The organism is Pseudomonas sp. B8(2017), assembly GCF_002113575.1.
Lineage (GTDB): Bacteria > Pseudomonadota > Gammaproteobacteria > Pseudomonadales > Pseudomonadaceae > Aquipseudomonas > Aquipseudomonas putida_Z.
The window spans coordinates 40,315-66,609 of sequence record NZ_NEIO01000021.1; the positions used below are offsets into that span (position 1 = coordinate 40,315).

The window sequence follows — 26,295 nt, forward strand, 5'->3', positions numbered from 1 at the left end:
TCGTTGTTTTTGTGGAGCGCGCCGTGGCGCAGCTTGCCAAGGCAATTGCAGAAGGTGTGCCAAATGGGTGCGTTGGGCTTCAAATGGGGGCGCTGCGCGCCCCTTCGCGGGCACGCCCGCTCCCACGGGGACCGCGTGACGTCTGACTCTTTGTGTTTCCCTGTGGGAGCGGGCGTGCGCGCGAAGGGCTGCAACGCAGCCCCAAAAGAATCCTGCTAATGAGCGGTTATTTGCTTAGCGGCCGAGCGCGATAGGCGGATTTCCGCTCATTCCCGCCCAATGAAGTCCTCGCGCACCAACCCGTGCCGCTGCATCTTTTCGTTGAGCGTGCGCCGCGGCAGCTGCAACGTTTCCATCACAGCATTGATCGCGCCCCCATGCTGGCGCAGCGCCGCGCGCAGGCATTGCGCCTCGAACGCTTCCATCTGCTCGCTCAGCGACTGCCCGGCAGGCGCCACCTCGATGTTCGGTGAGCCCAGCCCCAACGCATGGCGTTCCGCCGCATTGGCCAGTTCACGCACGTTTCCCGGCCAGTCGTGCGACAGCAGCTGCGCCAGTTGCGCGCCCGACAGTGGCGGGGCTGCGCGGCCAAGCTTTTCGCCGGCGGCACGGGCAAAGTACTCGAACAGCAGTGGAATGTCCTCACGCCGTTCACGCAATGGCGCCAGGCGCAGCTCGGCCACGTTCAGGCGATAGGCAAGGTCTTCGCGGAAGCGCCCGGCGCGGGCTTCTTCGAGCAGGTCGGGCTTGGTCGCGGCAATGATGCGCAGGTCGACGCTGATGCTCTGGTTGGCCCCCAGGCGCTCCAGCTTCTGTTCCTGGATCACCCGCAGCAGCTTGGCCTGTTGGGCCAGTGGCATGCTTTCGATTTCGTCGAGGAACACCGTGCCACCGTTGGCGTACTCCAGCTTGCCGATGCGCTTGCCCTGGGCACCGGTAAAAGCGCCGCTTTCATGGCCGAACAGCTCGGCCTCGAACAGCGACTCGGGGATGGCTGCACAGTTGAGGGCGACGAACGGCTTGTCGGCGCGCGGGCCAAAATCGTGCAGGCAGCGGGCCACGCGCTCCTTGCCACTGCCGGTTTCGCCGCGGATCAGCACATTGACCGGCAGGCTGGCCAGGTCCAGCACTTGCCGGCGCAGCTGTTGCAGGCCTTGGGACATGCCAAGCAGCGTGCCTTCCAGGCGTGACTTTAGGTCGGCCTGCTCGTGCAGGCGGCGGTTTTCCAGGACCAGCTGGCGCTTTTCCAGGGCCCGGCGCAGGCTGCCCAGCAGGTGCTGCGGGGTAAAGGGTTTTTCCAGGAAGTCGTAGGCCCCGCTGCGCATGGCTTCCACTGCCATGGGCACATCGCCGTGGCCGGTCAGCAGGATCACCGGCAAGTCGGGGTCGTCCGTCTGCAGGCGTTCGAGCAATTGCAGGCCATCCATGCCCGGCATGCGTACATCGCTGATGATTACCCCGGGAAAGTGCCGTGGCAGGTGTGCCAGGCATTCTTCGGCGCGGGTGAACAGTTGCACGCTGAAGCCGGACAGGCTCAGCCATTGCTCGACCGCGGTGCGGATACTGGCTTCATCATCGACGACGATCACTGAATTCAACATACAGGCTCCAGGTCACGGGGCAGGGTAAGGCTCAGGCGCGCGCCGCCAGGCAGGTTTTCGGCCTGCAGCTGGCCACCGGCCTCGTGGACGATGCCGTAGGAAATGGCCAGGCCCAGCCCCAGGCCTTCGCCCACCGGCTTGGTGGTGAAGAACGGGTCGAAGACCTTGGCCAGGTCGGCCTCGGCAATGCCGCCACCCGAATCCAGCACGCTCAGGCGCCACAGCTCGCCGTCGGGCTCGATGCGGATCTCCAGGCGTTTGTAGCGCTTGTCGGCCATGGCGTCGAGGGCATTGCGCAGCAGGTTGATCAGCACCTGCTCCAGGCGAATGGCATCGCCGCGCACCCAGGCCGGGCGCGCCAGGTACAGGGCTACCTCCACTTCTTCGCTGCGAATGCGTGCTTCCAGCAGGTGCAGGGCCTGGTCGACCACGGTGGCCAGGTCCAGGCGCTCGCGCAGGCCGACCGGGCTGTTGCGGGCGAAGGTTTTCAGGTGGCTGGTGAGCGCGGCCATGCGTGTGAGCATCTGCTCCAGCGGCTCCAGTGCCTGGCGTGCTTCGTCATGTCGGCCATGGTCGAGCAGCAGGCGCAGGGTTTCCAGCTGCATGCGCTGGGTGGTCAGCGGCTGGTTGATTTCATGGGCCATGGCTGCCGACATCTGCCCCAGCGCCGCCAGCTTGGCCGATTGCACCAGCCCCTCCTGGGCGGTGCGCAGCTCACGGGTGCGCTCCTCGACCTGGCGCTTGAGCTCCTCCCGGCTGCGCTGGCGCAAGCGGGCCAGGCGCAGGCGCTGGCTGACGAACAGCGCAGCGAACACCAGGCTCAGCCACACGGCGGCGGCGCCGAGGGCGGCATTGCGACCGTCGGCGGCCACCTGCGGTTTGCGCAACAGATGCAAGGTCCAGTTTTCACCTTCCAGCGGCAGGCTTTCCCACAGGTATTCGGCGCTGCCCTCCGGGCCTTGCACCCGGCTGAGGGTGCTGTTGGCGGCAAAGCGGGTCAGCACCTGGTGCTGCAGCGGCACCAGCGGTTGCTTGTCGTACTGACGGGTTTCGGCCAGTTCGGCACGGTCGGCACCACTGAGTGGCTGCAGTTCGCGGTAGCGCCAGCCGTCCTGGTTGGCGATGAAAGTGATGCCGCGGGCATCGCTGACCAGCAGGATGTCGCTGCCCTGGCGCCACTCGCGTTCCAGCTCGGGGAACTCCAGCTTCACCACCATGGCGCCGAGGAAGCGGCCATGCTCGTCGTTCACCGCGCTGGCGAGGAAGTAGCCCGGCACGCCACTGGTCACGCCCACGGCGTAGAAGCGGCCACTGCCTTGGCTGCGGGTCTGCTTGAAATAGGGGCGAAAACCGTAGTTGGAGCCCACGTAGCTGCTGGGCAACCGCCAGTTGCTGGCGGCGATGGCCAGGCCGGTGCGGTCGAGCAGTTCGAGGGTGGAGGAGTTGGCGGCGCCATTGATGCGTTCGAGCTTGCGGTTCAGGGCGTCCTGCACCGGTTCGCTGATCGGGCCGCGCAGGGCGGCGATCAGCTCCGGGTCCAGCGCCAGCACGGCGGGCAGGGCGCGGTAGCGGTCGATCAGCGTGTGCAGGGCATTGGCGTACAGGCCCAACTGCTGGCTGGCACGCTGGGCGTCGGTTTCCATGGCCTGGCGCTTGGCCTGGTGCATGGCCCAACCGGCGCTGAAGGCGGTGCCCAGCACGATCAGCAGGGTGATCAGCCCCAGACGCAGGGCGCGAACGGAAAAGGGCATGGGGCGGATCCGGATGATTGGGATATCAGGGCCGGCCTCTTCGCGGGCTTGCCCGCTCCCACAGGAGATTCACAGCCCGATGGACTTGTGCAGTACCTGTGGGAGCGGGCAAGCCCGCGAAGAGGCCGGTACAGGCAAACCGGTCAGTTACAGCAGTTCAAAGCTCTGCTGCTGCACCGCCTGGGAATCCAGCCCGACCTGGACATTGAATTCCCCTGGTTCGGCAACCCGCTGCAGTTGGCCATTGTAGAACTTCAGGTCTTCTTCGCTGATGCGGAAGCTCAACGTGCGCGATTCGCCAGGCTTGAGCATCAGCTTCTGGAAGTTCTTCAATTCCTTCACCGGGCGGCTCATAGATGCCGATACATCCTGCAGGTACAGCTGCACCACGGTCTCGCCTGCCACCTTGCCGGTGTTCTTCACTGTCACCTTGGCTTCCAGCGTGTCGCCACGCTTGAGGTCCTTGTTCGAAAGCTTCAGCCCCGACAGCTCGAAGCTGCTGTAGCTCAGGCCATAGCCGAACGGGTACAGCGGGCCATTGGGCTCCTCGAAGTATTGCGAGGTGTAGTTGCCCGGCTTGCCCGGCGTGAAGGGCCGGCCAATACGGGTGTGGTTGTAGTACATCGGGATCTGCCCGACCGAGCGCGGGAAGGTGATGGCCAGCTTGCCGGACGGGTTGTAATCGCCGAACAGCACGTCGGCAATCGCGTTGCCGCCTTCGGTACCGGCGAACCAGGTTTCCAGAATGGCGTCGGCCTGCTCGCGTTCCCAGGCAATCGACAGTGGGCGGCCGTTCATCAGCACCAGCACCAGCGGCTTGCCGGTGGCCTTCAGGGCCTTGATCAGCTCCCGCTGGCTGGCCGGGATTTCCAGGGTGGTACGGCTCGACGACTCGTGGGACATGCCGCGGGATTCACCCACCACTGCCACCACCACATCGGACTGCTTCGCCGCCTTCACCGCCTCGTCGATCAGCACCGCAGGCGGGCGCGGGTCGTCGACGATTTCCGGGGCATCGAAGTTGAGGAAGTTCAGGTAATCGAACATCGCCTTGTCGCCGGTGACGTTGGAACCTTTGGCGTAGACCAGCTTGGCCTTGCCCTCCACGGCGCGGCGCAAGCCTTCGCGCACGGTCACCGAGTGCACTGGTTTGCCGTCGGCAGCCCAGCTGCCCATCATGTCGATCGGGGCATCGGCCAGCGGGCCGACCAGGGCGATGGTGCCGGCCTTTTTCAGCGGCAGGGTCTGGTTGCGGTTTTCCAGCAGCACGAGGCTGCGGCGCGCCACGTCACGCGCGGCATCGCGGTGCAGGCGGTCGTTGCCGTAGTAGTCCTTCAGGTCGGTTTCGGCCTTGCCGATGCGCACGTACGGGTCCTTGAACAGGCCCATGTCGTACTTGGCACCCAGCACTTCGCGCACCGCCTGGTCCAGTTCGCCCTGGGTCACTTCGCCAGACTTCAGCAGGCCTGGCAGCTCTTCGCCGTACAGGGTGTCGTTCATGCTCATGTCGATGCCGGCCTTGATCGCCAGCTTGGCGGCTTCGCGGCCATCGCGGGCGACGCCATGGCGGATCAGCTCCTGGATGGCGCCGTGGTCGCTGATGGTCACGCCCTTGAAGCCCCACTCCTTGCGCAGCAGGTCGTTCATCAGCCAGGTGTTGGAGGTGGCCGGCACGCCGTTGATCGAGTTCAGCGCCACCATCACCCCGCCGGCACCAGCGTCAAGCGCGGCGCGGTAGGGCGGCAGGTAGTCGTTGTACATTTTCGGCAGGCTCATATCGACCGTGTTGTAGTCGCGCCCGCCTTCCACCGCGCCATACAGGGCGAAGTGCTTGACGATGGCCATGATGCTGTCGGGATTGGCCGGGCTGCTGCCCTGGAACGAGCGGACCATCACCTGGCCGATTTTCGAGGTCAGGTAGGTGTCTTCGCCAAAGCCTTCACTGGTGCGGCCCCAGCGCGGGTCGCGGGCAATGTCGACCATCGGTGCGAAGGTCATGTCCAGGGCGTCGGCCGCGGCTTCGATGGCGGCGGTGCGGCCGACCTTGGCGACGGCGTCCATGTCCCAGGTCGCGGCCATGCCCAGGCCGATCGGGAAAATGGTGCGCTCGCCGTGGACGGTATCGTAGGCGAAGAACATCGGGATCTTCAGGCGGCTGCGCATGGCCGCGTCCTGCATCGGCCGGTTCTCGGGCGCGGTACGCGAGTTGAAGGTGCCACCGATGCGGCCGGCGGCGATCTCCTCGCGAATCTTGTCGCGGGGCATTTCCGGGCCGATGCTGATCAGGCGCAGCTGGCCGATCTTCTCGGCTTCGGTCATCTGGCTGATCAGATGGTCGATGAACGCCTGCTTGTCCTGCAGGGGCGGGGCGGAGGGGGCGGCGAGGGCCGCCTGACTGGCAAGGCCCATGGCCAGGCCCAGCAAAGACAGTTTCATCATCAATTCCGTTGTGGGGCCTCTGCTGTATCCACGGTGATACGCGCGCGGCCGAAGTTTTCAGGCGGCTATTGTTGTACGATTTGCAGGCATTTCTTCCAGCGGCGGATTATGCCTGAATATGTCGCCTGCGGACGAAGCCCCGAATGCCGGGACAACAACTATAAGAACGCTCAAGAGACCGACGGCATGACCCCCCTCGACGAATACCATCAGCGCCAGATCGCCGAAGCCATTGCCCGTGCCGAACGGCGCACCGATGCCGAACTGGTAACGGTGCTGGCCCGCCGGGCCGATGACTACGCCTACTGGCCGTTGTTCTGGGCCGCCGTGCTGGCGCTGGCCGTGCCGGCCCTGTTGCACTGGCTGCTGGGTTGGCCCGGAGTGCGTGGCTTGCTGGTGGCCAATGTGCTGCTGTTCGTCGGCTTGTGCCTGCTGCTGCGCAGCCCACGCCTGGCCGGCTGGCTGATCCCCCGGGCCCTGCGCCGCTGGCGCGCCTCGCGCCTGGCCCGCCAGCAGTTTCGCGAACAGAACCTGCAGCGCACTGCTGGTGCCACGGGCGTACTGATCTTCGTCAGCGAGGCGGAGCGGCATGTGGAGATCCTGGTCGACCGTGGTATCGAACACCATCTGGATGCCACCGCCCGCGCGGCCATCGTCGCTCGCTTTGCCGAACAGGTACGCCAGGGCCGCACCTTGCAGGGTTTTGTAGAGTGCATCGAGGCGTGCGGCGAACTGCTCAGCGAACATGTGCCGCCTACCCATGCACGTAACGAGTTGCCCAACCGGTTGGTGATTCTCGATTGAGCCCTAATGCCAGTCAGTCAAGCGAATTGGGGCCGCTTTGCGGCCCTTCGCGGGCAAGCCCGCGAAGGGCTGCAAAGCAGCCCCAATTAAACAGGCAAACCTTAACTGACTGGCATTAGGGCAAGCCCGCTCCCACAGGAAGTTGAGCACCCTGTAGAATGCGCGCATTGCGCCATGCGCTCCCCGCTATCCGAGGCACCGTTTTTCCATGTCCGCCAGTTCTTCTGCCCCATCCGCGCCGGATGCGCGCACCCAGTTTCTCGACCTGCTGAACGCCGCCCTGCATGGCAATACCCTGGTCAAACTGGTATTGGCGCGCCATGTCGGTGCAGACCAGACCTTGCAACGGATCATTGCCAAGCCGCTGCAGGTCAAGGGCCAGCCGTGCCTGTCGCTGGTCTATCGCCACCAGACCCGCGACATCACCCGCAACCTGGCGCTGGATCAGGCCCAGGCGCTGGTCGCCGAGCTGCTGCCGGACAGCTTCCGTAACGCGCACCTGTTCGACGCCGACGGTGAAGTGCAGTTGACCTTCAGCAAGAAGGGCAAGCCCATGCTCCAGCGCCACGGCGCACAGGCACCGCGCGAAGCTGCCAGCAGCAGCGGCCATGACCGCGAGAAGAAGCGCTATCTGGAGCTGTCGCGGCCGTTCCTGCGTGACCTCGGCGTGACTGACGCACAAGGCGCGCTGATCCCGTCCATGTCGCGCAAGTGGAAGCAGATCAACAAGTTCATCGAAGTCTTCGACCACGCCCTGGCCAGCGCCCCGGTGCCAGCGCAGCAGGCGCTGCGGGTGGCCGACTTCGGCTCTGGCAAGGGCTACCTGACCTTTGCCATGCACGACTACCTGCGCAACAGCCTGGGCCGCGAAGCGCAGGTAACCGGCGTCGAGCTGCGCCAGGACATGGTCGACTTGTGCAACGCCGCCGCCTTGCGCCTGGAGCACCCGGGCCTTGAGTTCCAGTGTGGTGACGTGCGTAGCGTGGTGCCCGAGGCCATCGAAGTGATGATCGCCCTGCATGCCTGCGACATCGCCACCGACTACGCCATCCACACCGGCATCCGCTGCAACGCCGCGATCATCATGTGCTCGCCGTGCTGCCACAAGCAGATCCGCCCGCAACTGCACAGCCCGGGGTTGTTGCAGCCGATGCTGCAGTACGGCCTGCACCTGGGCCAGCAGGCCGAGATGCTGACCGACAGCCTGCGCGCGCTGTACCTGGAAGCCTGCGGGTACGAGACCAAGGTGTTCGAGTTCATCTCGCTGGAGCACACCAACAAGAACAAGATGATTCTTGCGGTGAAGCGGCGCCAGGCAGGGGACAACGGCGCGTTGCTGGAGAAGATCGGGCAGCTCAAGGCGTTCTATGGGGTGCAGGAGCATTGCCTGGAGACGTTGTTGCGAGGGGACGGGTTGCTGCCTGGCGTGTGATCCTTCAGCGGCTCTTGTGAAACGCCGCACTCGGTAACACGTTATCCAGAAGTGGCGCATTCGTATCTTTCAGGGGCTCGGTTTCGCTGGCCGTCGCTGCCAGCTGACGGGCCTGGCGGTATTCGCTGGGCGTGCAGTTGCTGACCTGCTTGAAGGTGCGGGCGAAGTAGGACGGGTCCTTGAAGCCGGCCTCATAGCCGATGCTGGTAATCGGCATCTGGCTGTTGACGAGCAGGTCCATGGCCAGGTTCATGCGCTTGCTCAGGATGTAATCCAGAAACCCAACGCCGTTGACTTCCTTGAACAGGCGGCTGAAGCGGGCCGTGGTCATGCCGCAACGCTGCGCGAGGTCCTTTTGATCGACACATTCGCGAAAGTGCTGGTCGATGTACGGCATGACCTTGCTGAGCGCCTGGTGCTTGTGGTGTTCGCCGGTCAGGCGAATGCTGTCCGGCAGGGAGGGAAGGTGATCGATGCGCTGCGCATTGCCTGAGGCCTTGCTGGCGCGGCGTATGTCGCAAAGCTGCTTGAGGACATCGATGTAGCGACTTTTCTCACCGCTTGTCAGCGGCAATACCAGATACTCCCAGACCCGCGAACGCATGGCCCAGACAGCCAACTCTTCGGAGTGCTGCACGGTGAACATGGTGACCGGGATGGATGGTGAGTTGCGTTTCACTTCCAGCAGCAGGTTGAGGTTGAGGGTGTCGGGGCGATCGAAATGCATGCAGATCATGTCTGCCTGCTGGCGTTCGGAATGCGCGACGGCCTTCGCCAGTTTGCAATCGCAGACATGACTGAACTGTGCCATCAGCGCTTCGGTGGAATGATCGCGTGTCAGATCGAACCACAACAACAGCGGCTTTGTGCCCGGGTTAGACATCGTGACTTAACCTTAGTGCTGGGAGTTTCCCTACGAGCAGCAGTATTGTCAAAACACTATTGGTTCGACGAGCAATTTGGTTATTAACTTAGATCGTTTTTGCTTAAGGGGTTGTATGCGTTTTGTAAAACCCTGATGTTAGACAGGTTCCGCAGCCAGGCTGGTCTTTGATCATGGCGACCGCTCGTCGGCTTTGAACAAACGTGCCAGAACCTTTCCCTGAGCCGGCTGCAAATTCGTACGAAAGTGCTTCTCATATTGACACTTGCTACCTGTTTTCCTGGTGGCATTGTGAATTTTTGGATGCTGGCCAATGGCCGCAAAAAAGTCCTAGCGATTCGCAAAAATCTCCTAACGACTGTCGCCTCCCCCTGACTAGGATTCCCAACAGGTAGTGCAACCGCCACTGCCCGCGAAGAAAAACAATGTCCTTAGCGAGGTGAGCGAAATGACTCTGCAAACAATCAAGGCTTCGGTCGTGAAGTTCGTCAAAGATGAAGATGGCCTGACCGTTGTGGAATATGCGGTGGCTGGTGGGTTGGTGACGGCACTTGTTGTTGGGATATTCACTAGTCTCGGAACTGCAGTGCAGACAAAGATGCAGACTCTTTGCACTGCCATCAAAGGGTCGGCGTGCTAATAGAAATAATCATCCAGCAGGGAGAGGCGGTGATGACCAGAGAGCAGTTGGTTATGACTGTTTTGCTGATGGGGCTGCTGGGTATCGCGGTGGCGAGCGACATTCGTCGCCACCGCATTCCCAACCTCCTGATTCTGGTGGGGCTGGGGTTGGGCTTGGCTGGTCAGGCTTACTCCGCCGGAGTCAGTGGTTTCGGTTATGGGTTGCTGGGGGGGCTGATTGCCTTCGCCATTTTTCTCCCAATGTACGCCTTGGGTGGGATGGCTGCCGGCGATGTCAAGCTGATGGCTATGGTCGGCGCTTTTCTTCCTTTAAACGGCGCGCTCAACGCGGCACTTCTGAGTCTGATTGCCGGATGTCTATGTGGTCTTCTTCTAATTCTAGTGCGTGGCCAATTACCGATGACCTTATCGCGTTACTGGTTGATGTTGAGAGCACAGGCGTATTTCGCGCCGGAGGCTGATGAGGTGGCCGGAAAGCCCTTCCCATACGCCGTGGCAATTCTTCTCGGAACCCTTGTCAGCCTTTTCTGGCAACCGCTGGCCTTTAGCCTAGGAGGCTGAAAATGTACGCACTCAGAGACAGCGGTGCCTGTGACAAGGACGCAGTGCAGAGCCTGGCACCACAACCTCGCACAGTCCGTGAGACTGGACTGGCGGAAAGCTTTCTCGGTGATTTGCTGTGCAAGCACCTGTACGACGCCGGTACGCTGGATCTGTCGCGCCTGGTCGAGCGCCTGGCGCTGACCGGTGCGGTGGTGGAGGAGATACTGGCTTTTCTACGCAAGGATGGCCGCGTTGAAGTACTGGGCCAGGTCGGTGTGCAAACGGGGGGGCAGGTGCTGCGTTACGGCTTGACCGAACGCGGCCGCGGTACCGCCCGTGATGCACTGGCGCGCAGCGGCTACATCGGCGCGGCGCCCTTCCCGGTAAGTGCCTATCGTGACCTGCTCAAGCTGCAGACCATCCACCATGGCCGCATCAGTACGCAGGACATGCACAAGGCCTTTGCGGGCGTAGTGTTGTCGGAGAGCATGCTCGACCAGCTAGGGGTAGCGCTGAACTCCGGACGCGCCATCATGATTTATGGCCCCGCAGGCACCGGCAAGACCTACGTCAGCAGCCGCCTGATCCGCCTGTTCGCCGAAGCCATCTGGGTACCCCATGCCATCGAGATCAACGAGTCGGTCATCGAGGTATACGACCCCCAGGTGCATCAGCGCCTGGAGGAAGAAAGCCAATCTACCAGCCTGTTGCTCAACGAAGGAATCGATCGTCGGCTGGTGCGCTGCAAACGCCCGGTTGTGATCACTGGCGGTGAGTTGGGCATGGAGCAACTGGACGTCCGCTTCGATCCCGGTACCCGTCAGTACCAGGCCTCCTTGCAACTCAAGGCCAGCAACGGCCTGTTCATCATCGACGACATGGGGCGCCAGCGCATGGCCCCGGCCGAACTGTTCAACCGCTGGATCGTGCCGATGGAAGAGAAGCGCGACTTCCTCAACCTGGGTGGCGGGCGCCATTGCGAGCTGCCGTTCGATCTGGTGCTGGTGTTCTCCACCAACCTCAACCCGCTGGAGTTGGCTGACGAAGCCTTCTTGCGGCGGATTGGCTACAAGCTGCAGTTCAGCTACCTGAAAGTCGATGAGTACGAACGCATCTGGCGTCAGGAATGCGAACGTCTGGGCCTGGCTTACGACCCGCTGCTGTTGCGTTACGCGCTACAGGCCCTGTACGAGGCAGAAGGCGTGCCGCTGGTGCCCTGCCACCCTCGCGATCTGCTGAACATGGCACTTGACCGCCAGCGTTACATGGGGGGCGAGGGGCCGGTGTCGGAGCAGGAGCTGAAATGGGCCTGGCAAAGCTACTTCGTGCAGATCGACTTCCTTGGATAAGGAGATGCAGACATGAGTGCCCGTACGCTGACCTTGGTTGCCGTGTCCCTGACCCTGGGGCTTGGCGCCGCCTTGATGGCGAACAACTGGCTCAATGGTCGGCTCAACGCCGCCCCGGATGACAACATGAAGAACGTGGTGGTCGCCACGGTGGAGATCCCGTTCGGGCAGATGATCGAGGCGCAGCAAGTCGCCATCGTGCGCATGCCCAAGGATGCGGTACCTGACGATGCCTTTGACAGCAATGAAAAGGTGGTTGGCAAGATTGCCACTTTTGCATTGTTGCGCGGCGATGTGCTGCGTAGCGCGCGCCTGGCCGAGCACCTGGGTGGCAGTACCCTGGCTTCGTTGATTGCTCCAGACAAGCGCGCCATTTCGGTGCGTGTGGATGACGTGGTCGGGGTGGGCGGGTTCCTGTTGCCGGGTAACCGAGTCGATGTTCTGGCAACCAAGCAAAGCAATGGCGGTAGTAATGACGCTGAGTCCAGAACCATCCTCCAGGACCTCCGGGTATTGGCCGTGGACCAGACTGCGGGGACGGACAAGACCCAGCCGGTGGTGGTACGTGCCGTGACCCTGGAAATGTCGGCCAAAGAGGCCGAGGTGCTGGTCAGGGCGCAATCCGAAGGGAAGTTGCAATTGGCTCTGCGCAACCCGCTGGACGCTCAGAAGCAGGCGCCAGCCGTTGCCGCTGTCGAGCCGGTGAAGGCTGCAACGCCAGCATTCAAACCCCAAACAAGACCGGTGGTAAATCGCAGTAGTGACGGTGGCGCGGTCACCATCATCCGTGGGACTGAAGTTGAAGTAGCGAAAGCACGGTTCTAAAGCAGCTGGCGTCCGAATGGTTAACCTTCGGCAGGAACAAGAATACCTCGCAAGGAGTTGTGCATGAATACTTTGCAGAGACTAGGGATGTACCTGTTGTGCGGGCTGGGTACGCAGCTGCTGTTCGTCGGTGTGACGCAGGCTGCAGAACCAGGATCGGGATACAGCGCCATGCCGGCGGCCAACACCAACATGGTCCAGGTGCCCATCTACAAGTCGCGGACGATCAGTGCTCGTACGCCGGTGAGGAAAATCTCGGTCGGCAACCCGGATATCGCCGATATCCTGATCACCAGCCCGACCCAGCTCTACCTGCTCGGCCGTTCCCTGGGCACTACCAACGTGCTGCTGTGGGACAACAACAACCGCTTGATCGAGACCATGGATGTGGAGGTCGTGCATGACCTCACCGGGCTCAAGACCAAACTGCACCAGTTGCTGCCCGAGGAGAACATCGAAGTGTTCAGCGCCCAGGGCGCGCTGGTACTGCGTGGCCAGGTGCGCAGCGCCGCTGCCATGGACACGGCAATGAAGGTCGCCAAGACCTATGCCGCGCAAACCTCGAGCGTGGTGCAAGGCAAGGGTGAAGCCGCCGAGGCGGCCCCGGCCCAGTCGCTGGAGGTGATCAACCTGCTCAGCGTCGGTGGCAGCCAGCAGGTGATGCTGGAAGTCAAAGTGGCAGAGATGCAGCGCAGCCTGATCAAGAACCTTAACGTGCGCTTCAATGCCCTTGGATCATCCGGCAACTGGAGCGGTGGCGGGTTCAACAATGGTCAAGGACTGGGCCTGACTCCAGGCGGCGGGTCGATCCTTTCGCCAGGTTCGCTGATTGGTGGCGGCAAAGGCTTGTTCGCCCAGTTCCTGTCCGACGATTTCCTCTTCAACGTGGTGCTGGAAGCGTCCAAGGACAATGGTTCGGCCAAGGTACTGGCGGAGCCCACCCTGACCACGCTGACTGGCCAGCAGGCTGAGTTCATTTCTGGTGGCGAGTTTCCGGTGCCAATCACCGAGGATGATGGCATCACCATCGAATACAAGGAATTCGGTGTCGGCGTGAAATTCCTGCCGGTGGTGCTCGACTCCGGGCGTATCAACCTCAACCTGAATGTCTCGGTGAGCGAGCTTTCCAACGCCAACTCGCTGGTACTCGACACGGGCCTCAGCAGCATCCTGGGCGATGGAGTTTCCCAGGTTATTCCGTCGCTGACCAAGCGCAGCGCAGAGTCCACGGTCGAACTGGGCAATGGCCAGACCATTGCCATCGCCGGCTTGATCAGCGAAAACACTCGCGATTTCGTCAGCCGTTTCCCGGGTCTGGGGGACCTGCCGATACTCGGGCACCTGTTCCGCAGCCAATCGTTCATCAACGGTGAAACCGAACTGGTGATCCTGGTGACGCCGCACCTCGCCAAGCCCGTGGATGCCAAGGCGGTGCGCCTGCCCACTGAGAAGTTCGTCGAGCCCAGTGACCTGGACTTCTACCTGCTCGGCAAGACCAAGGGCAGTGAGCCGGGGCGCGCGGTGCCCGTCAGCCTCGGTGTCAGCGGTGGCAACTTTGGCCATGATCTGAACTGATCGGAGAGAACCAGCATGAGAACCATGATCGTGTGTTGCGCGCTGCTGTCGGGGGTGTCCGGTTGCATGTCGTACGACGAGGGGCGCGTCGGCCCGCTGGGTTACAGCGTCTACCAGACCACCTACCAGCAGATTGCCGACAAGCAGGTGGCCGCCAATCCAGGCACCGAGCTGCCTGCCGTCGGCGCCGATGGGCCGTTGCTGGAGAAGGTGATGAATGGTTATCGGGGGGCGACTGGCGATGCGCAGCAGATCGGTCAGCCGATCCAGATCCAAGTCACTGATTCAACTCGCTGATTGAGGGCGTAATCATGACTCCTCGAGCTCAACGGATGTTCACCGCGCCGCGAGGCCAACAGCGGGGGGCAGTGACTGTCATCATCGTGATCGCCTTGTTGGCGATACTGATGATGGCAGCGTTGGTGCTCGATGGCGGTCACATGTTGTTGAACAAGACTCGACTGCAGAATGCCGTGGACGCCGCCGCCCTCAGTGGCGCCAAGACCCTGAGCCAGGTGATGGGCACTGGCAATTCTGCCAGTACCACGCGAGCAGCCGCGCTCTTCACCCTCAACGAAAATGCCAAGGCCGCTGGCAACATGGAGCTGTTGACGGCAATCGGCGGCAACCCTGGCGGATTTGCCGTGGTGGAGTTGGCAGACAATGTCTATGGGCCTTTCTCCTTCCCCGGGCCGGCCAATGCCACCTATGTGCGGGTCTCGGTATCGAACTACTCACTGGCGGGCTTTTTCTGGAGCTTCGCCCAGTCAATCGGTACAGGAACCGTGGGGACCAAAAGTGTGACGGCGATTGCAACCGCCGGGCCGAGCCCCACCAGTCCATGTGATCTTGCGCCGCTGCTGGTGTGTGGGGACCCGACCAAATACAACCCGGACACCGGCATGTTCTGGGGGTATCGCTTTGGTGACCTGGAGGTCTTGAAATCAGCTTCAAAGGACAGCGACCCGATTGGCCCGGGCAATTTTCAGCTGCTCGATTTTGGCTCGGGCGGCAAGGAGGTTGGCGAACTCATGGCTGGCGGCGCCTCGGTTTGCCGAAATGTCGGTGACAACGCCGCTACCAAGCCTGGCAACACGGTTGGTCCTGCTGTGAAAGGCCTGAATACTCGCTTCGGCCAGTATGCCGGGTCGCTCAATAGTTCGGACTATCCGCCAGACCTGGTGACGACCTATAGCAATCCGGTAATGAAGTACAACGACGCAATCACGCCTAACCAAGTGGAGCAGCAGGGCCAAGTCGTCACTTCGAGCAATGGCAACCTGTCTGCTGGCGGCACGCCGCTGTTCGACTACAACGACTATGCCGCGCAGACCGCCGCATGTGTCGCAGGCGGTACGGGTTGCCAGTCGAGTGGAGTTTTCGAGCGACGGATGCTGAAGATCGTGGTAGGCGACTGCTCGGGCAAGAACTCGGGGGCATCATCGATTCCGGTCCTTGGTTTCGGTTGCTTCTATGTGGTGCAGCCTGCCGACAACTCAGGTGGGGATTCGCAGATCTTTGGCCAGTTCGTCAAGCAATGCGAGGGTGACGGCGTGCCTGGGCCTACTCCGCAGGACGATTCCGGCCCGCAGATCATCCAGTTGTACAAAACCTTTATCAATGGCAGTGGCACACCGAGCACCGACTCCTAGGAGCGTGTCATGGAACTTTATCGGTTCAAGCGTGCACAACGTCAGCAAGGGGTGGCAATCGTCGAGTTCACCATCACCCTGCCACTGTTGCTCCTGACCTTGCTGGCTTTCGGCGAATTTGGCCGCATGCTTTACCAGTACAACAGCTTGCTGCAGGGCAGCCGGGATGCCGCACGCTTTGTCGCCAGCCAGGCCTGGAACTCGACCCTTGGCAAGGTCGAAGTGAGCGCCGACCTCGAGTGCATGACCAAGAAAGTGGCGGTGTACGGTGCACCTTCAGCGCCGCCCTGCAGCCTGACCGGGATGCCGGCTGATACTACCGTGCAGGTGGCCAAGGTGGCGGGCACCAACGACCACGTTCAGGTCACCATCAGCGCGGTCTTTTCCCCACTGATCGCCAACGGCATTCCGGCCTTTATCGGAGGCGGCACGGCGCTGAACTTTCCGTTGGTCGCCACCACTGTGATGAGGGCACTGTGATGAAGCGCAGAGGCATGCAGGGCGTTTACGTGGTGGAGTTCGCCATCGTCAGTGCGTTGATGTTCACGCTGCTGTTCGGGGTGCTGGAAATAGGCCGGCTGTACTACACCGTGAATGTGCTGAATGAGTCCGTTCGGCGTGGCGCACGGCTGGCAGCGGTGTGCAATATCAGCGATCCGGTGGTGCTGCGCCGGGCAATATTCAACAGTGCGGGCGACAGCGGAGCCAGTGGCCTGCTGGCCGACCTGGACACTTCGGACCTTACCCTGCGTTATCTGGACAAGAACGGTGCACAGGTCGCCAACCCCGGTGATCTGGTGAACGCCACCGGGTTTGCCGCTGTCCGCTATGTCCAGCTGACGCTGCAGAACTTTCAATTCAGCCTGTTTATTCCAGGTTTTGGGGTGCCCATTACCCTGCCAGTATTCAAGGCGACCTTACCTCGCGAGAGCCTCGGGCGTCATACCGGGGCGGGTGTCGTACCGGAGATCACGCCATGCTGAATCTTAGGGAGAGTTCCGTATCCGCTACTTCCATCAAGCCCGGGATGCGTCTGTTGATCAGCAGTTCCGACGCCTTGGCCTTGCGTCAATTGCAAGAAATCTGTCAGCGCATCTCCGGTCTGGAGGTGAATGTTCGTCAGGTGAGCAATGGGCATTGCGACCCGCTTTACGGGCTCGACCGGATGCCCGATTTCCTGCTGCTGCGCGTTGGCCAGCTGTGGCGTGAGGAACTGGCAGCCTTGTTGCAACGCCCGGCCCATGAGCGCCCCCCACTTTTGGTGTGTGGCCTGCTGGACGATCGGGAAGGCATGCGCCTGGCGATGCAGGCCGGTGCGCGCGATTTTCTGCCGGAGCCTATCGTTGCCACGGAGCTTATCGCTGCCTTGAACCGTATGGTCATGGAAACCCAGACCAACAGCACGGCAACAGGCAAACTGGTCGCGGTGATGAATGCCAAGGGTGGCTCCGGCGGCACGGTGCTGGCCTGCAACCTGGCGCATCAGCTCAGCCTCAAGGGCAACACCCTGTTGCTTGACCTGGACCTGCAGTTTGGCAGCGTGTCGCATCATCTGGATGTGGCGCAGTCGCACAGCCAACTGGACGTGTTGCAGCAGATAAAAGAAATGGATGGTGTTGCACTGCGCGGCTTCTGCAGCCATTTCAGCCCGTCCTTGCATGTGCTTGGCAGCCGCGCCAATGAGCTGTGCCTGCCGCAGGATGTGCAGGCCGAACAGCTCGATGCGCTGCTGCAGCTGGCGCGGGCCAACTATGACTGGGTGGTGACGGACTTGCCGCGGCAGATCGATCACATCACCGCTTCGGTGCTGGAGCAGGCCGACCGGGTGTACGTCGTGGTGCAGCAGAGCGTCAACCACCTGCGCGATGCCAGTTCCCTGGCGCGCATTCTGCGCGATGACCTGGGCGTACGCGGCAATCAGCTGGAGGTGGTGGTCAACCGTTACGACAAGGCGGCACCGGTCAGCCTCAAGGATATCGGCGAGGCGCTGCGTTGCACCAATATCGTGAAACTGCCGAATGACTTCAGCGTCATCAATCAGAGCCAGAACACGGGTGTGCCATTAGGCCTGCAAGCACCTCGCTCCGCGATCACCCAGGCGCTGCGTGGGCTGGCCGAGGAGTTGGTTGGCAAGCAGGTGGACACTGACACGGGACTGTTCAAACGCGCCTTCAAGCGTGTTTTTCGGGGGTGAACCATGCTTAGCGATTTCCGTAACCGTTTGCGCAAACAGGCAGCCACCCCCGAGGCGTTGACGCCGTCGAAGCAGGGTGGAGGCGCGAAGGACCCGGCAGAGGCGCTGATGGCGTGGGAACATTCGGCACCGGATGTTCTGTTTGAAACGAAAAGCCAGGTCACATCGGTGGAAGCCGAGTGGCGGGAGAAGACCTATCAGCAACTGCTCAAGGTCATGGACCTGTCCTTGCTCGACTCGCTCGAGCAGGCCGAGGCCGTGCGGCAGATCCGCGATATCTGCCAGCGTCTGCTCGATGAGCATTCGGCGCCGGTAAGCTCTGCCAGCCGCCAGTTGATCATCAAGCAGATCACCGACGAAGTGCTTGGCCTTGGCCCGCTGGAGCCACTGCTGGCCGACCATACGGTGTCCGACATTCTGGTCAACGGGCATGACTCGGTGTACGTCGAACGGTTCGGCAAGTTGCAGCGCACCGATGTGCGATTTCGCGACGATCAGCACCTGCTGAACATCATTGACCGCATCGTCTCCAGCCTCGGCCGGCGTATCGACGAGTCTTCGCCGTTGGTCGATGCACGCCTCAAGGACGGTTCGCGGGTCAATGCGATCATCCCGCCGCTGGCCATCGACGGGCCAAGTATCTCGATACGCCGCTTTGCGGTGGACCTGCTCAATACCGACAGCCTGATCCAGGCGGGCGCGCTGACGCCGGCCATCGCCTTGCTGCTCAAGGCGATCGTGCGGGGGCGGCTGAACGTGCTGATCTCCGGCGGCACCGGCTGCGGCAAGACCACCATGCTCAATGTGCTGTCCAGTTTCATTCCCCATAACGAGCGCATCGTCACCATCGAGGACTCGGCCGAGCTGCAACTGCAGCAGCCGCATGTGGTGCGCCTGGAAACACGGCCGGCGAACATCGAGGGGCGCGGCGAGGTGGGCCAGCGTGAGTTGGTGCGCAACAGCCTGCGGATGCGCCCCGACCGCATCGTGATCGGTGAGGTGCGCGGCGCCGAGGCGCTGGACATGCTGACGGCGATGAACACTGGTCACGATGGTTCCCTGACTACCATCCACGCCAACACCGCGCGCGATGCGCTGGGCCGGGTCGAGAACATGGTCTTGATGTCTGGCGCTACTTTCCCGATCAAGGCCATGCGCCAGCAGATCGCATCGGCCATCGATGTGGTGATCCAGCTGGAGCGACAGGAAGACGGCAAGCGGCGGTTGGTCAGTGTGCAGGAGATCAACGGCATGGAGGGCGAAATCATCACCATGACCGAGATATTCTCATTCGTTCGCAATGGCCTGGGCGAGCAGGGCCAGGTGCTTGGTGATTTCCGGCCAAGTGGCATGGTCCCAGCGTTTCGCGATTCTTTGGCCAAGCGCGGGATCGAGTTGCCGCTGACGATGTTCAGGCCTGAATGGATGGAGGTTGGTCAGCCATGAGCCAGATACCCGTTGAATACATCCTGATATTTCTAGGCATGGTGTTTGTTGCCGTGTTTCTCCTCAGCCAAGGATTGGTCGTGCCAGTGTTCGGCGAAGCGGGCAAGGTACGCAAACGTATTCGCGGCCGACTGGTGCTCCTGGAGCGGGCAAGCCATCTGCCGAACATGCAGACTGTGCTGCGGCAGAAGTACCTGACCCGCTTGTCGCCGCTGGAGGCGCGGCTCGAGCAGTTACCCTTCATGGCGTCGCTGACGCAAATGATCGAGCAAGCCGGGCATGAGTACCGGGCCTATCGGGTATTTCTGATGGGGCTCGTTCTGGCAGCGGCTGCCGGGATGCTGGCCTGGATGTTCTTTCCTTACTGGTGGTTGGCGCTGGCGGTAGCGTTCGTGGCGTTCTGGTTGCCGCTGCTGAAAATCACCCATGACCGTGGCATGCGTTTCGCCAGATTCGAGGAGGGTTTGCCGGATGCGCTGGAAGCCATGTGCCGGGCATTGCGCGCTGGGCATCCCTTCAATGAAACCCTGCGCCTGGTGGCAGAGGAGCACAAGGGACCGGTGGCGCATGAATTCGGCCTGACCTTCGCCGATATCAACTACGGTAACGATGTGCGCCGGGCCATGCTTGGCCTGCTGGAACGGGTGCCGAGTATGACGGTGATGATGATGGTGACTTCGATCCTCATTCATCGCGAGACTGGCGGCAACCTTACCGAAGTTCTGGAGCGTCTGAGTAGCCTGATCCGGGGGCGTTTTCGCTTTCAACGCAAGGTCAAGACGATGTCGGCCGAAGGGCGAATGTCGGCTTGGGTCCTGGTGGCCGTACCCTTTGTGCTGGCGGCGGGGATCATGCTCACTAGCCCCACGTATTTGCCAACGCTGGTCAACGATCCTTTCGGCCAAAAGCTCATCATGGCGGCTTTTGGCTCCATGCTGGTCGGGATCTTCTGGATTCGCAAGATCATCCGAATCCAGGTTTAAGCAGTTCTCGCAACGGGGGCGTCGGTCATGGATTATTTGCTCGGTTTATTAAGTCGGGTGACGGACAATGAGGCACTGACACGCCTGCTGATCGTCGGTGCGATCGGGGTGAGTACGGTCATTGCGGTGATCACCGTGACGTTACTGGTGCTGGGGTTGCAGAGCCCTCTGCAACGTCGTCTTGCATTAATCAAGCGTGATCACTCCAGCGCTGCGGCCGGGCGGGAGGCGCCAGGCAATCTGCAACTCCTGCTGGAGCGGGTCGGTCGGCGCCTTGGCCCGTCTGAGCAAGGGCAGGCGTCAGCCACCCGAACCCTTTTGACCCACGCGGGTTACGGCTCGGCGTCAGCGGTACAGGTGTACTGGGCGGTTCGTTTGCTGTTGCCGCTGATTCTGGTTGGTATATCGCTGTTGACACTGCCACTGGTACCCAACCTTTCCTCAACCGTGATTATCGCTGTGGTGCTCACAGGGGCTGCAGTCGGATGGTTGCTGCCGGCACTGTATATCGACAAGCGCAAGACGGCTCGGCAGGGTCGGTTGCGTGCGGCCTTTCCAGATGCCCTGGACTTGATGGTGGTGTGCGTAGAATCGGGTCTGGCGTTACCCCATGCAATCGAGCGGGTGGCCGAAGAAATGTCGGTCAGCCAGGCCGAGCTGGCCGAGGAACTGGCGTTGGTCAATGCGCAAATCCGCGCCGGTATTTCCAGTACCGAAGCGCTCAGGCAACTGGCGGACCGGACCGGGCTGGAAGACATCCAAGGCTTGGTCAGCCTGTTGGCCCAAAGCATCCGCTTCGGCACCAGCGTAGCGGCCACCTTGCGAATCTACGCCGAGGAGTTTCGTGACCGGCGCATGCAGGCCGCCGAGGAAATGGGCGCGAAGATCGGAACAAAGCTGGTTTTTCCGCTAATTTTCTGTCTGTGGCCAAGCTTCTTTCTGGTAGCCATCGGCCCGGTGATCATCGGGATACTTAAAACGTTCGGGAATCCATGACATGAACAGGATCAGCTTGCTGTTGACCATGATCGCCGTGCTCTCGGGTTGCCAGAGCACTGGGCCAGACTTGAATGGGGTGCGTTCTGTCTACTCCGCTGGCAATTCGGTGCTCTACCAAGTGCAGTCGCAAAGCAACTCGCCCGACCAGGCGATGCAGATGGCTGCTATGGCTTACCAGGCCGGTGACCTGGACCAGGCGCTGTACCAGTACCTGCGCGTCCTCGAGCTGGCGCCCGAACGTTATGAGGCCCTGGTCTGGGTTGGCCGTATCCACCGCGAACGGGGCAATAACCAGCTTGCCGAGATGGCCTTCACCGAGGTACTGAGCAAGGCACCTGAAAACCCCGATGCCTTGACGGAAATGGGCCTGCTGAACCTGTCCATGCGTAAACATGAGCAGGCCAAGGTGATGCTGTTGAAGGCAGTTGCCGTGGATCAGAAACGCTTCGCCAAGGACCCGGCCAACACCCAGACAGGGGCGGCTGCGCTCAGGGTCGACAGCAAGTCGCCGCTCAAGGCCTACAACGGGCTGGGGGTGCTCGCGGATCTGGCCGACAACTTCGCCGAGGCGCAGACCTACTACCGCCTGGCCGAGCTCATCGATCCGCGTTCGGCGTTGGTGCAGAACAGCCTGGGGTATTCCTACTACATGGCCGGGCAATGGGCCGATGCCGAGCTCCGGTACAAACGTGGTGTGAGCTACGACGGCACCTACAAACCGCTTTGGCGCAACTATGGGTTGCTGCTGGCTCGCATGGGGCGCTATGAGGAGGCGGTGTCTGCCTTCGAACAGGTCGAAAAGCGTGCCGAGGCCAGCAATGATGTCGGCTATGTCTGCCTGGTGGAAGGCAAGCTGGATGTGGCTGAGCAGTTCTTCCGCAGCGCGATCGAGTTGTCGCCGGGGCACTATCCCGTCGCCTGGGAAAACCTGAACAGGGTCCAGCAGATTCGGCAGATCCGCCAGCTGGGCGGCGATGTCGCGATGCCCGAGCCGGTTGCAGTTGGCCCGGCCGTGCAGGTGACAACCGCGTCGGCGCCTTGATGGGGCGAGTGGTTAAGCGGGCAAGCCCTGATGCCTGACAGATAGCGTAAACGGGGCTGCTACGCAGCCCATCGCCGGCAAGCCGGCTCCCACAGGTACCGCGCAGAATTCAGGAGTTGCGCGAACCCTGTGGGAGCGGGCAAGCCCTGATGCCTGTCAGATAGCGTAAACGGGGCTGCTACGCAGCCCATCGCCGGCAAGCCAGCTCCCACAGGTACCGCGCAGAATTCAGGAGCTGCGCGATCCCTGTGGGAGCGGGCAAGCCCTGATGCCTGTCAGATAGCGTAAACGGGGCTGCTACGCAGCCCATCGCCGGCAAGCTGAACTGGCCTAATGATCCCGGACACCTCTTAAGGGCGATATGATTCGCCCAATCAGGAGGTTCCATGCAAGAACGAAAGACCTACACCCGCGAGTTCAAGCAACGTGCTGCCAGCATGGTCCTTGATGACCACTGCTCGATTCCCGACGTCTGCGCTTCAATGGACGTCGGCCCTACAGCCCTGCGCCGCTGGGTTGATCAGGTACGTAAAGAGCGACAGAAGGGCCAGCCAGTAGCCGGTACCAAAGCGATCAGCGACGAACAACGAGAGCTCCAGCAGCTGCGAGCCAAGATCAAGCGCCTGGAGACCGAGGCTGAAATCTTAAAAAAGGCTACGGCTCTCTTGATGTCGGATCCCGATCGTTTTTCCTGATTGAGGAACTGAGAGAGTCAGGCTCGTATCCGACCAGCCTTCTTTGCAGTGCGCTGAGCGTATCCCGTAGCGCGTTTTATGACTGGCTTCGCCGTCGTTCAACACCGAATACCGAGCGTGACGAACTCAGAGAGAAAGTAGTTCAGCTGCACGTCGAAAGCAGGGGGAGCGCGGGCGCGAGAATGATCTCTGAGTACCTGAAGGCCCAGCAGTTCAAGGTGGGACGGTATCTGGCCGGAAAACTCATGGAGGAGGCAAATCTGGAAAGCAAGCAGCGTCGTCCGCATCGGAATCGCTCCAAAGGCGTTGAAGCGTTTGTGGCCAAGAACCTGCTCGAACGTAACTTTGAGCCAACAGCAATTAACCAGGTCTGGTGCGGTGATGTGACCAGTTTGATGGTCGGGAAGCGCTGGTATCACCTGGCAGTAGTGATTGACTTGTTTGCGCGTCGGATCGTTGGCTGGGCGTTTTCCCTGATCAACGACGCCAACTTGGTTAGCAAGGCGCTGAGGATGGCAGTAGGGGTTAGGGGCAAGCATGCAGGCTTGATGTTTCACTCGGATCAAGGCTGCCAGTACACCAGCCAGCGCTTCCAGTCCGAGCTGCTTGAGCATGGTATAACGCAGAGCATGAGTCGCAGGGGACAATGCTGGGACAACGCACCAACAGAGCGTTTCTTTGGGACGCTCAAGTCAGAATGGGTGCCGCCCAAGGGCTACAAGGAAATTGAAGAAGCCAAGCAGGATATGACCAGCTTCTTCATGCGATACAACCGAATCAGGCTCCACAGCCACAACGACTACCTGTCACCAATAGCTATGGAGCAGCAGGCGGCTCGATCACCGTAACCGGTGTCCGGAAAAACTTGACCAGAACAAGCCGGCTCCCACAGGTACCGCGCAGAATTCAGGAGTTGCGCGAACCCTGTGGGAGCTGGCAAGCCCTGATGCCTGACAGATAGCGTAAACGGGGCTGCCTTGCAGCCCATCGCCGGCAAGCCAGCTCCCACAGGCACCGCGCAGAATCAGGAGTTGCGCGATCCCTGTGGGAGCTGGCTTGCCGGCGATGGGCCGCAAAGCGGCCCCCAATTGGTCCACTTCACCTGTGGGTGAGCGGTGCTTCAATAGCCAACGCTGCTTGCCCCAACGGATGCGTACTGGCATCGAAGAAATGCAGCACGGTCCCGGGCATATCCCCGAACCTGTCGACAAAATGCTGCTTCTGGTTGATCACCGATGCCTCGCTCAACGGCCTTATGGCAATCGACAGATGCATCGGTCGGGCCTGTCGGATGGCTTCGAGCAGATGCTGGTCACTGCTGTCCAGGTGCAGCCCGAACAGGCATAGCCCCTGGCTTTCCCGCGCCAGTTGCCCCAGGCACCAGCCCAGGTAGTCAGAGTTGCGGATGGCGCGCAGTTTCTCGTCGCTGCGGTCTTCGTTGATGAACAGCGGCACTTCGCCCGGGATGTTCACGGCAAAACCATCGAGCAGTTCGGCGCTGTCGGCGCTGCGTTGGCAGGTGGTGCCGTCGGGCAGCTTGAGCAGGTGCAGGCCGCCATGCAGATGCAGCACCCGCGTGCCTTCGCCGTTGGTGCGGCGCACGTCGAAGAAGCCTTGCTCGTCGAACAGTTCGGCGAAGCCGTGCGGGGCGTGTTGCACGGCCCACGGTAGCAGCAGGTCGTAGTTGCTGGTGTAGACGCTGCGGTAGCCGCGCAGGGCCTGGTTGAGGGTTGCCAGGGTCGTGGCCGGCATGAGTGGCCACGGCAGGTGCACCGTGCGTACGGCGTGTATCAGCGCTTCCTTGATCGAGTAGTAGCGGTTCAGCGGCGCGGTGGAGTTGATGGCCAGCGCGGCGTTGGTTCGCACGGTGGTGTTGAGGGCGCTGAGCACCGGCTCGAACAGTTCCGTACCCAGCGACTTGAAGAGTGCCTGGTCGCTCACGGCCAGGCCTTTCTTGCGGCCGGCACGTTGCGCTTCCTCGAACAGCGAGAAGTAGCCGAACGGCTTCCACAGCACGCGGCTGGCGCCGTTGCCCAGCAGCAGGGCGTCGCAAGGGTGGTGGGTGGCGAGTTCCGGCCAGGGGGTGAGGGTGGCGTCTAGTGCGGGCATGCTGGGGTCCGTTGGGTGGAGCGGGAACGGGGGCGACTTTAGCATGTCATGCAAGGTGTGCGAGGGTTGTATCCAGGCAAGGGCCTTGTGTCGGCAATGCCGGCCCCTTCGCGGGCACGCCCGCTCCCACAGGAATTACACTGCCCATGAATTCAATGCAGTACCTGTGGGAGCGGGCGTGCCCGCGAAGGGGCCAGAACAGGCAGCGCAAGGTTCACAGGACGATAAAGGACTTATCCATGCGCAATCCCATGTTCAGTTTCTTGGCTCTGACCGCTTTGTTCACTGTATCGGCCGCTTCCGCCAGCAATGGCAAGGCCCTGGCCACCGCCCACGGCATTGCGCACCCGGCGGTGATCGCCCACCGCGGCGCCTCGTACGATGCCCCGGAATCCACCACCCCTGCATACCTGCTGGCCCGCGACCAGGGCGCCGACTACCTGGAACTCGACCTGCAACGCAGCAGTGACGGCGTGCTGGTGGTGGTCCATGACGATGTGCTGTCGCGTACCAGCGATGTCGCCGAGCGCTTCCCAGAGCGAAAGGACAGCCCGGTCAGCGCCTTCACGCTCGCCGAGCTGAAGTCGCTGGATGCTGGCAGCTGGTTCAACCAGGCCTACCCGGCGCGCGCCCGGGCCTCTTTCCGCAAACTGCCGATCCTCACCCTGGACGAGGTCATCGACATCGCCGAAGGCAACCCCGAGCGGCACCCCGGGTTGTACATCGAGACCAAGGTCCCCAAGCAGTTCCCGGGTATCGAGCAGGACCTGAAGGCGCGCCTCGCAGCCCGCGGCTGGCTCGACCGGCCAGGCCGTGTGGTGTTGCAGACCTTCGACCGCAACAGCCTGGCGTTGCTGCACGAGGCCATGCCGCAGGTGCCGAAGGTACTCCTGCTGTGGGTGGGGACAAAAACCATCGAGCCCGCTTCCGGGCAGGATTTCGCTGACTCGGGTGAAACCGACAAGGCCGTGTTCTATGCCCGTCAGCAGCCGAAGGACCAGGCAGAATTCCTGCGCTGGCTCGATCAGGCCAGGCAGGGCGGTGCGGTCGGTACGGGGCCTTCTGCCATGCGCACTCATCTGGGCGAACAGAGCTATGCCGACCTGATCCAGCCCTGGATGAACCAGGCCAGCCAGGCGCGGGATTTGCTGGTGCATGCGTACACCCTCGACGAACCGGTGGACTTCGACAAGGCGATGAAGGCGGGTGTCGACGGGATCTTTACCAACCGCACGGGGGCGTTGCTACGGTTCTATCAGCGTCCGGCGGAGCCAGAGGTTGTGATGCTGGAGAGGTTGGGATACTGAATGGTTGCAGGCGGACGGTTTGTA

24 protein-coding genes are annotated in these 26,295 nt (G+C 61.8%); 19 read left to right on the forward strand and 5 right to left on the reverse strand.

Going from position 1 to position 26,295, the window contains the following annotated elements; translation table 11 throughout:
- Positions 1-266: 266 nt before the first annotated feature.
- From CAG22_RS22835 to bglX, 3 genes are all read right to left on the reverse strand, one after another.
- On the reverse strand, positions 267-1,601 hold the full coding sequence (locus CAG22_RS22835) for a sigma-54 dependent transcriptional regulator (protein WP_085706244.1): 1,335 nt from the start codon (positions 1,599-1,601) through the stop codon (positions 267-269).
- Positions 1,595-3,352 carry an ATP-binding protein gene (locus CAG22_RS22840; protein WP_085706245.1) on the reverse strand — a complete coding sequence of 586 codons (1,758 nt, stop codon included), beginning with the start codon at positions 3,350-3,352 and terminating at the stop codon, positions 1,595-1,597. Before CAG22_RS22840 ends, CAG22_RS22835 begins: the two co-directional genes overlap by 7 nt.
- A gap of 147 nt (positions 3,353-3,499) precedes the next feature.
- Positions 3,500-5,791, reverse strand: coding sequence for a beta-glucosidase BglX (bglX, locus tag CAG22_RS22850; protein ID WP_025340465.1), 2,292 nt, complete (start codon positions 5,789-5,791; stop codon positions 3,500-3,502).
- 186 nt (positions 5,792-5,977) lie between these two features.
- Between bglX and CAG22_RS22855 the strand changes: the two genes are divergently transcribed.
- Positions 5,978-6,595, forward strand: a complete 618-nt coding sequence (locus tag CAG22_RS22855; RefSeq protein ID WP_075046203.1) for a TPM domain-containing protein — start codon at positions 5,978-5,980, stop codon at positions 6,593-6,595.
- 208 nt (positions 6,596-6,803) lie between these two features.
- On the forward strand, positions 6,804-8,027 hold the full coding sequence (locus CAG22_RS22860; protein ID WP_085706246.1) for an SAM-dependent methyltransferase: 1,224 nt from the start codon (positions 6,804-6,806) through the stop codon (positions 8,025-8,027).
- A 4-nt stretch (positions 8,028-8,031) separates the two neighbouring features.
- Here the strand turns inward: CAG22_RS22860 and CAG22_RS22865 are convergent, their stop codons facing one another.
- Positions 8,032-8,910 (reverse strand): DNA-binding response regulator, encoded by an 879-nt coding sequence (locus CAG22_RS22865; RefSeq protein WP_085692293.1) that lies wholly within the window; start codon positions 8,908-8,910, stop codon positions 8,032-8,034.
- 448 nt (positions 8,911-9,358) lie between these two features.
- On the opposite strand from CAG22_RS22865, the gene CAG22_RS22870 reads away from it, so the two are divergent.
- The 16 genes from CAG22_RS22870 (at position 9,359) to CAG22_RS22940 (ending at position 23,703) form a co-directional block, all read left to right on the forward strand.
- Complete coding sequence (locus CAG22_RS22870) at positions 9,359-9,550, forward strand: Flp family type IVb pilin (protein WP_054571983.1); 192 nt, start codon at positions 9,359-9,361, stop codon at positions 9,548-9,550.
- 32 nt (positions 9,551-9,582) lie between these two features.
- Positions 9,583-10,113 (forward strand): prepilin peptidase, encoded by a 531-nt coding sequence (locus CAG22_RS22875; protein ID WP_085706255.1) that lies wholly within the window; start codon positions 9,583-9,585, stop codon positions 10,111-10,113.
- Positions 10,114-10,115: 2 nt separating this feature from the next.
- Positions 10,116-11,444, forward strand: coding sequence for an AAA family ATPase (locus CAG22_RS22880; RefSeq protein WP_085706247.1), 1,329 nt, complete (start codon positions 10,116-10,118; stop codon positions 11,442-11,444).
- A 12-nt stretch (positions 11,445-11,456) separates the two neighbouring features.
- Positions 11,457-12,269 carry a Flp pilus assembly protein CpaB gene (cpaB, locus tag CAG22_RS22885; protein ID WP_085590329.1) on the forward strand — a complete coding sequence of 271 codons (813 nt, stop codon included), beginning with the start codon at positions 11,457-11,459 and terminating at the stop codon, positions 12,267-12,269.
- A gap of 87 nt (positions 12,270-12,356) precedes the next feature.
- Positions 12,357-13,844, forward strand: coding sequence for a type II and III secretion system protein family protein (locus tag CAG22_RS22890; RefSeq protein WP_085706248.1), 1,488 nt, complete (start codon positions 12,357-12,359; stop codon positions 13,842-13,844).
- A gap of 15 nt (positions 13,845-13,859) precedes the next feature.
- On the forward strand, positions 13,860-14,141 hold the full coding sequence (locus CAG22_RS22895; protein ID WP_085590325.1) for a hypothetical protein: 282 nt from the start codon (positions 13,860-13,862) through the stop codon (positions 14,139-14,141).
- Between the two features lie 11 nt (positions 14,142-14,152).
- Complete coding sequence (locus tag CAG22_RS22900) at positions 14,153-15,496, forward strand: TadE/TadG family type IV pilus assembly protein (protein WP_085590323.1); 1,344 nt, start codon at positions 14,153-14,155, stop codon at positions 15,494-15,496.
- A 9-nt stretch (positions 15,497-15,505) separates the two neighbouring features.
- Entirely contained in the window at positions 15,506-15,976 is a 471-nt protein-coding gene (locus tag CAG22_RS22905; protein ID WP_085590321.1) for a TadE/TadG family type IV pilus assembly protein, read from the forward strand.
- Positions 15,976-16,479 carry a TadE/TadG family type IV pilus assembly protein gene (locus tag CAG22_RS22910; protein WP_085590319.1) on the forward strand — a complete coding sequence of 168 codons (504 nt, stop codon included), beginning with the start codon at positions 15,976-15,978 and terminating at the stop codon, positions 16,477-16,479. The genes CAG22_RS22905 and CAG22_RS22910 overlap by 1 nt, the downstream gene beginning before the upstream one ends.
- The gene (locus CAG22_RS22915) at positions 16,473-17,690 is read left to right on the forward strand and encodes an AAA family ATPase (RefSeq protein ID WP_085590317.1); all 1,218 of its coding nucleotides are present in this window, start codon (positions 16,473-16,475) and stop codon (positions 17,688-17,690) included. The genes CAG22_RS22910 and CAG22_RS22915 overlap by 7 nt, the downstream gene beginning before the upstream one ends.
- A 3-nt stretch (positions 17,691-17,693) precedes the next feature.
- Positions 17,694-19,136, forward strand: a complete 1,443-nt coding sequence (locus CAG22_RS22920) for a CpaF family protein (protein WP_085590315.1) — start codon at positions 17,694-17,696, stop codon at positions 19,134-19,136.
- On the forward strand, positions 19,133-20,119 hold the full coding sequence (locus tag CAG22_RS22925) for a type II secretion system F family protein (protein ID WP_085590313.1): 987 nt from the start codon (positions 19,133-19,135) through the stop codon (positions 20,117-20,119). The genes CAG22_RS22920 and CAG22_RS22925 overlap by 4 nt, the downstream gene beginning before the upstream one ends.
- Before the next feature lie 27 nt (positions 20,120-20,146).
- Positions 20,147-21,115, forward strand: a complete 969-nt coding sequence (locus tag CAG22_RS22930; protein ID WP_085692290.1) for a type II secretion system F family protein — start codon at positions 20,147-20,149, stop codon at positions 21,113-21,115.
- A gap of 1 nt (position 21,116) precedes the next feature.
- Positions 21,117-22,160, forward strand: a complete 1,044-nt coding sequence (locus tag CAG22_RS22935; protein ID WP_085614245.1) for a lipopolysaccharide assembly protein LapB — start codon at positions 21,117-21,119, stop codon at positions 22,158-22,160.
- Positions 22,161-22,546: 386 nt separating this feature from the next.
- Positions 22,547-22,855: a transposase gene (locus CAG22_RS28810; protein ID WP_133970486.1), complete on the forward strand. Its 309-nt coding sequence runs from the start codon at positions 22,547-22,549 to the stop codon at positions 22,853-22,855.
- A gap of 8 nt (positions 22,856-22,863) precedes the next feature.
- A complete protein-coding gene (locus CAG22_RS22940; RefSeq protein WP_256582446.1) occupies positions 22,864-23,703 on the forward strand; it encodes an IS3 family transposase in 840 nt (279 codons plus the stop codon).
- A gap of 250 nt (positions 23,704-23,953) precedes the next feature.
- On the opposite strand, the gene CAG22_RS22945 is transcribed toward CAG22_RS22940, so the two are convergent.
- Positions 23,954-24,964, reverse strand: coding sequence for a DUF4917 family protein (locus CAG22_RS22945; RefSeq protein WP_085706249.1), 1,011 nt, complete (start codon positions 24,962-24,964; stop codon positions 23,954-23,956).
- Positions 24,965-25,203: 239 nt separating this feature from the next.
- Here CAG22_RS22945 and CAG22_RS22950 point away from each other — a divergent pair, with 239 nt between their 5' ends.
- A complete protein-coding gene (locus CAG22_RS22950) occupies positions 25,204-26,271 on the forward strand; it encodes a glycerophosphodiester phosphodiesterase family protein (RefSeq protein WP_085590304.1) in 1,068 nt (355 codons plus the stop codon).
- The last annotated feature ends 24 nt before the right edge of the window (positions 26,272-26,295 follow it).

Bases quoted from the DNA above. Each gene is read 5' to 3' on its own strand.
- CAG22_RS22930 (WP_085692290.1), top strand. From the start codon at position 20,147: ATGGATTATTTGCTCGGTTTATTAAGTCGGGTGACGGACAATGAGGCA.
- CAG22_RS22905 (WP_085590321.1), top strand. From the start codon at position 15,506: ATGGAACTTTATCGGTTCAAGCGTGCACAACGTCAGCAAGGGGTGGCA.
- CAG22_RS22945 (WP_085706249.1), bottom strand. From the start codon at position 24,964: ATGCCCGCACTAGACGCCACCCTCACCCCCTGGCCGGAACTCGCCACC.
- CAG22_RS22855 (WP_075046203.1), top strand. From the start codon at position 5,978: ATGACCCCCCTCGACGAATACCATCAGCGCCAGATCGCCGAAGCCATT.
- CAG22_RS22915 (WP_085590317.1), top strand. From the start codon at position 16,473: ATGCTGAATCTTAGGGAGAGTTCCGTATCCGCTACTTCCATCAAGCCC.
- CAG22_RS22865 (WP_085692293.1), bottom strand. From the start codon at position 8,910: ATGTCTAACCCGGGCACAAAGCCGCTGTTGTTGTGGTTCGATCTGACA.
- bglX (WP_025340465.1), bottom strand. From the start codon at position 5,791: ATGATGAAACTGTCTTTGCTGGGCCTGGCCATGGGCCTTGCCAGTCAG.
- CAG22_RS22895 (WP_085590325.1), top strand. From the start codon at position 13,860: ATGAGAACCATGATCGTGTGTTGCGCGCTGCTGTCGGGGGTGTCCGGT.
- CAG22_RS22890 (WP_085706248.1), top strand. From the start codon at position 12,357: ATGTACCTGTTGTGCGGGCTGGGTACGCAGCTGCTGTTCGTCGGTGTG.
- CAG22_RS22925 (WP_085590313.1), top strand. From the start codon at position 19,133: ATGAGCCAGATACCCGTTGAATACATCCTGATATTTCTAGGCATGGTG.
- CAG22_RS22875 (WP_085706255.1), top strand. From the start codon at position 9,583: ATGACCAGAGAGCAGTTGGTTATGACTGTTTTGCTGATGGGGCTGCTG.
- cpaB (WP_085590329.1), top strand. From the start codon at position 11,457: ATGAGTGCCCGTACGCTGACCTTGGTTGCCGTGTCCCTGACCCTGGGG.
- CAG22_RS22840 (WP_085706245.1), bottom strand. From the start codon at position 3,352: ATGCCCTTTTCCGTTCGCGCCCTGCGTCTGGGGCTGATCACCCTGCTG.
- CAG22_RS22950 (WP_085590304.1), top strand. From the start codon at position 25,204: ATGCGCAATCCCATGTTCAGTTTCTTGGCTCTGACCGCTTTGTTCACT.
- CAG22_RS22835 (WP_085706244.1), bottom strand. From the start codon at position 1,601: ATGTTGAATTCAGTGATCGTCGTCGATGATGAAGCCAGTATCCGCACC.
- CAG22_RS22880 (WP_085706247.1), top strand. From the start codon at position 10,116: ATGTACGCACTCAGAGACAGCGGTGCCTGTGACAAGGACGCAGTGCAG.
- CAG22_RS22860 (WP_085706246.1), top strand. From the start codon at position 6,804: ATGTCCGCCAGTTCTTCTGCCCCATCCGCGCCGGATGCGCGCACCCAG.
- CAG22_RS22935 (WP_085614245.1), top strand. From the start codon at position 21,117: ATGAACAGGATCAGCTTGCTGTTGACCATGATCGCCGTGCTCTCGGGT.
- CAG22_RS22910 (WP_085590319.1), top strand. From the start codon at position 15,976: ATGAAGCGCAGAGGCATGCAGGGCGTTTACGTGGTGGAGTTCGCCATC.
- CAG22_RS22870 (WP_054571983.1), top strand. From the start codon at position 9,359: ATGACTCTGCAAACAATCAAGGCTTCGGTCGTGAAGTTCGTCAAAGAT.
- CAG22_RS22920 (WP_085590315.1), top strand. From the start codon at position 17,694: ATGCTTAGCGATTTCCGTAACCGTTTGCGCAAACAGGCAGCCACCCCC.
- CAG22_RS28810 (WP_133970486.1), top strand. From the start codon at position 22,547: ATGCAAGAACGAAAGACCTACACCCGCGAGTTCAAGCAACGTGCTGCC.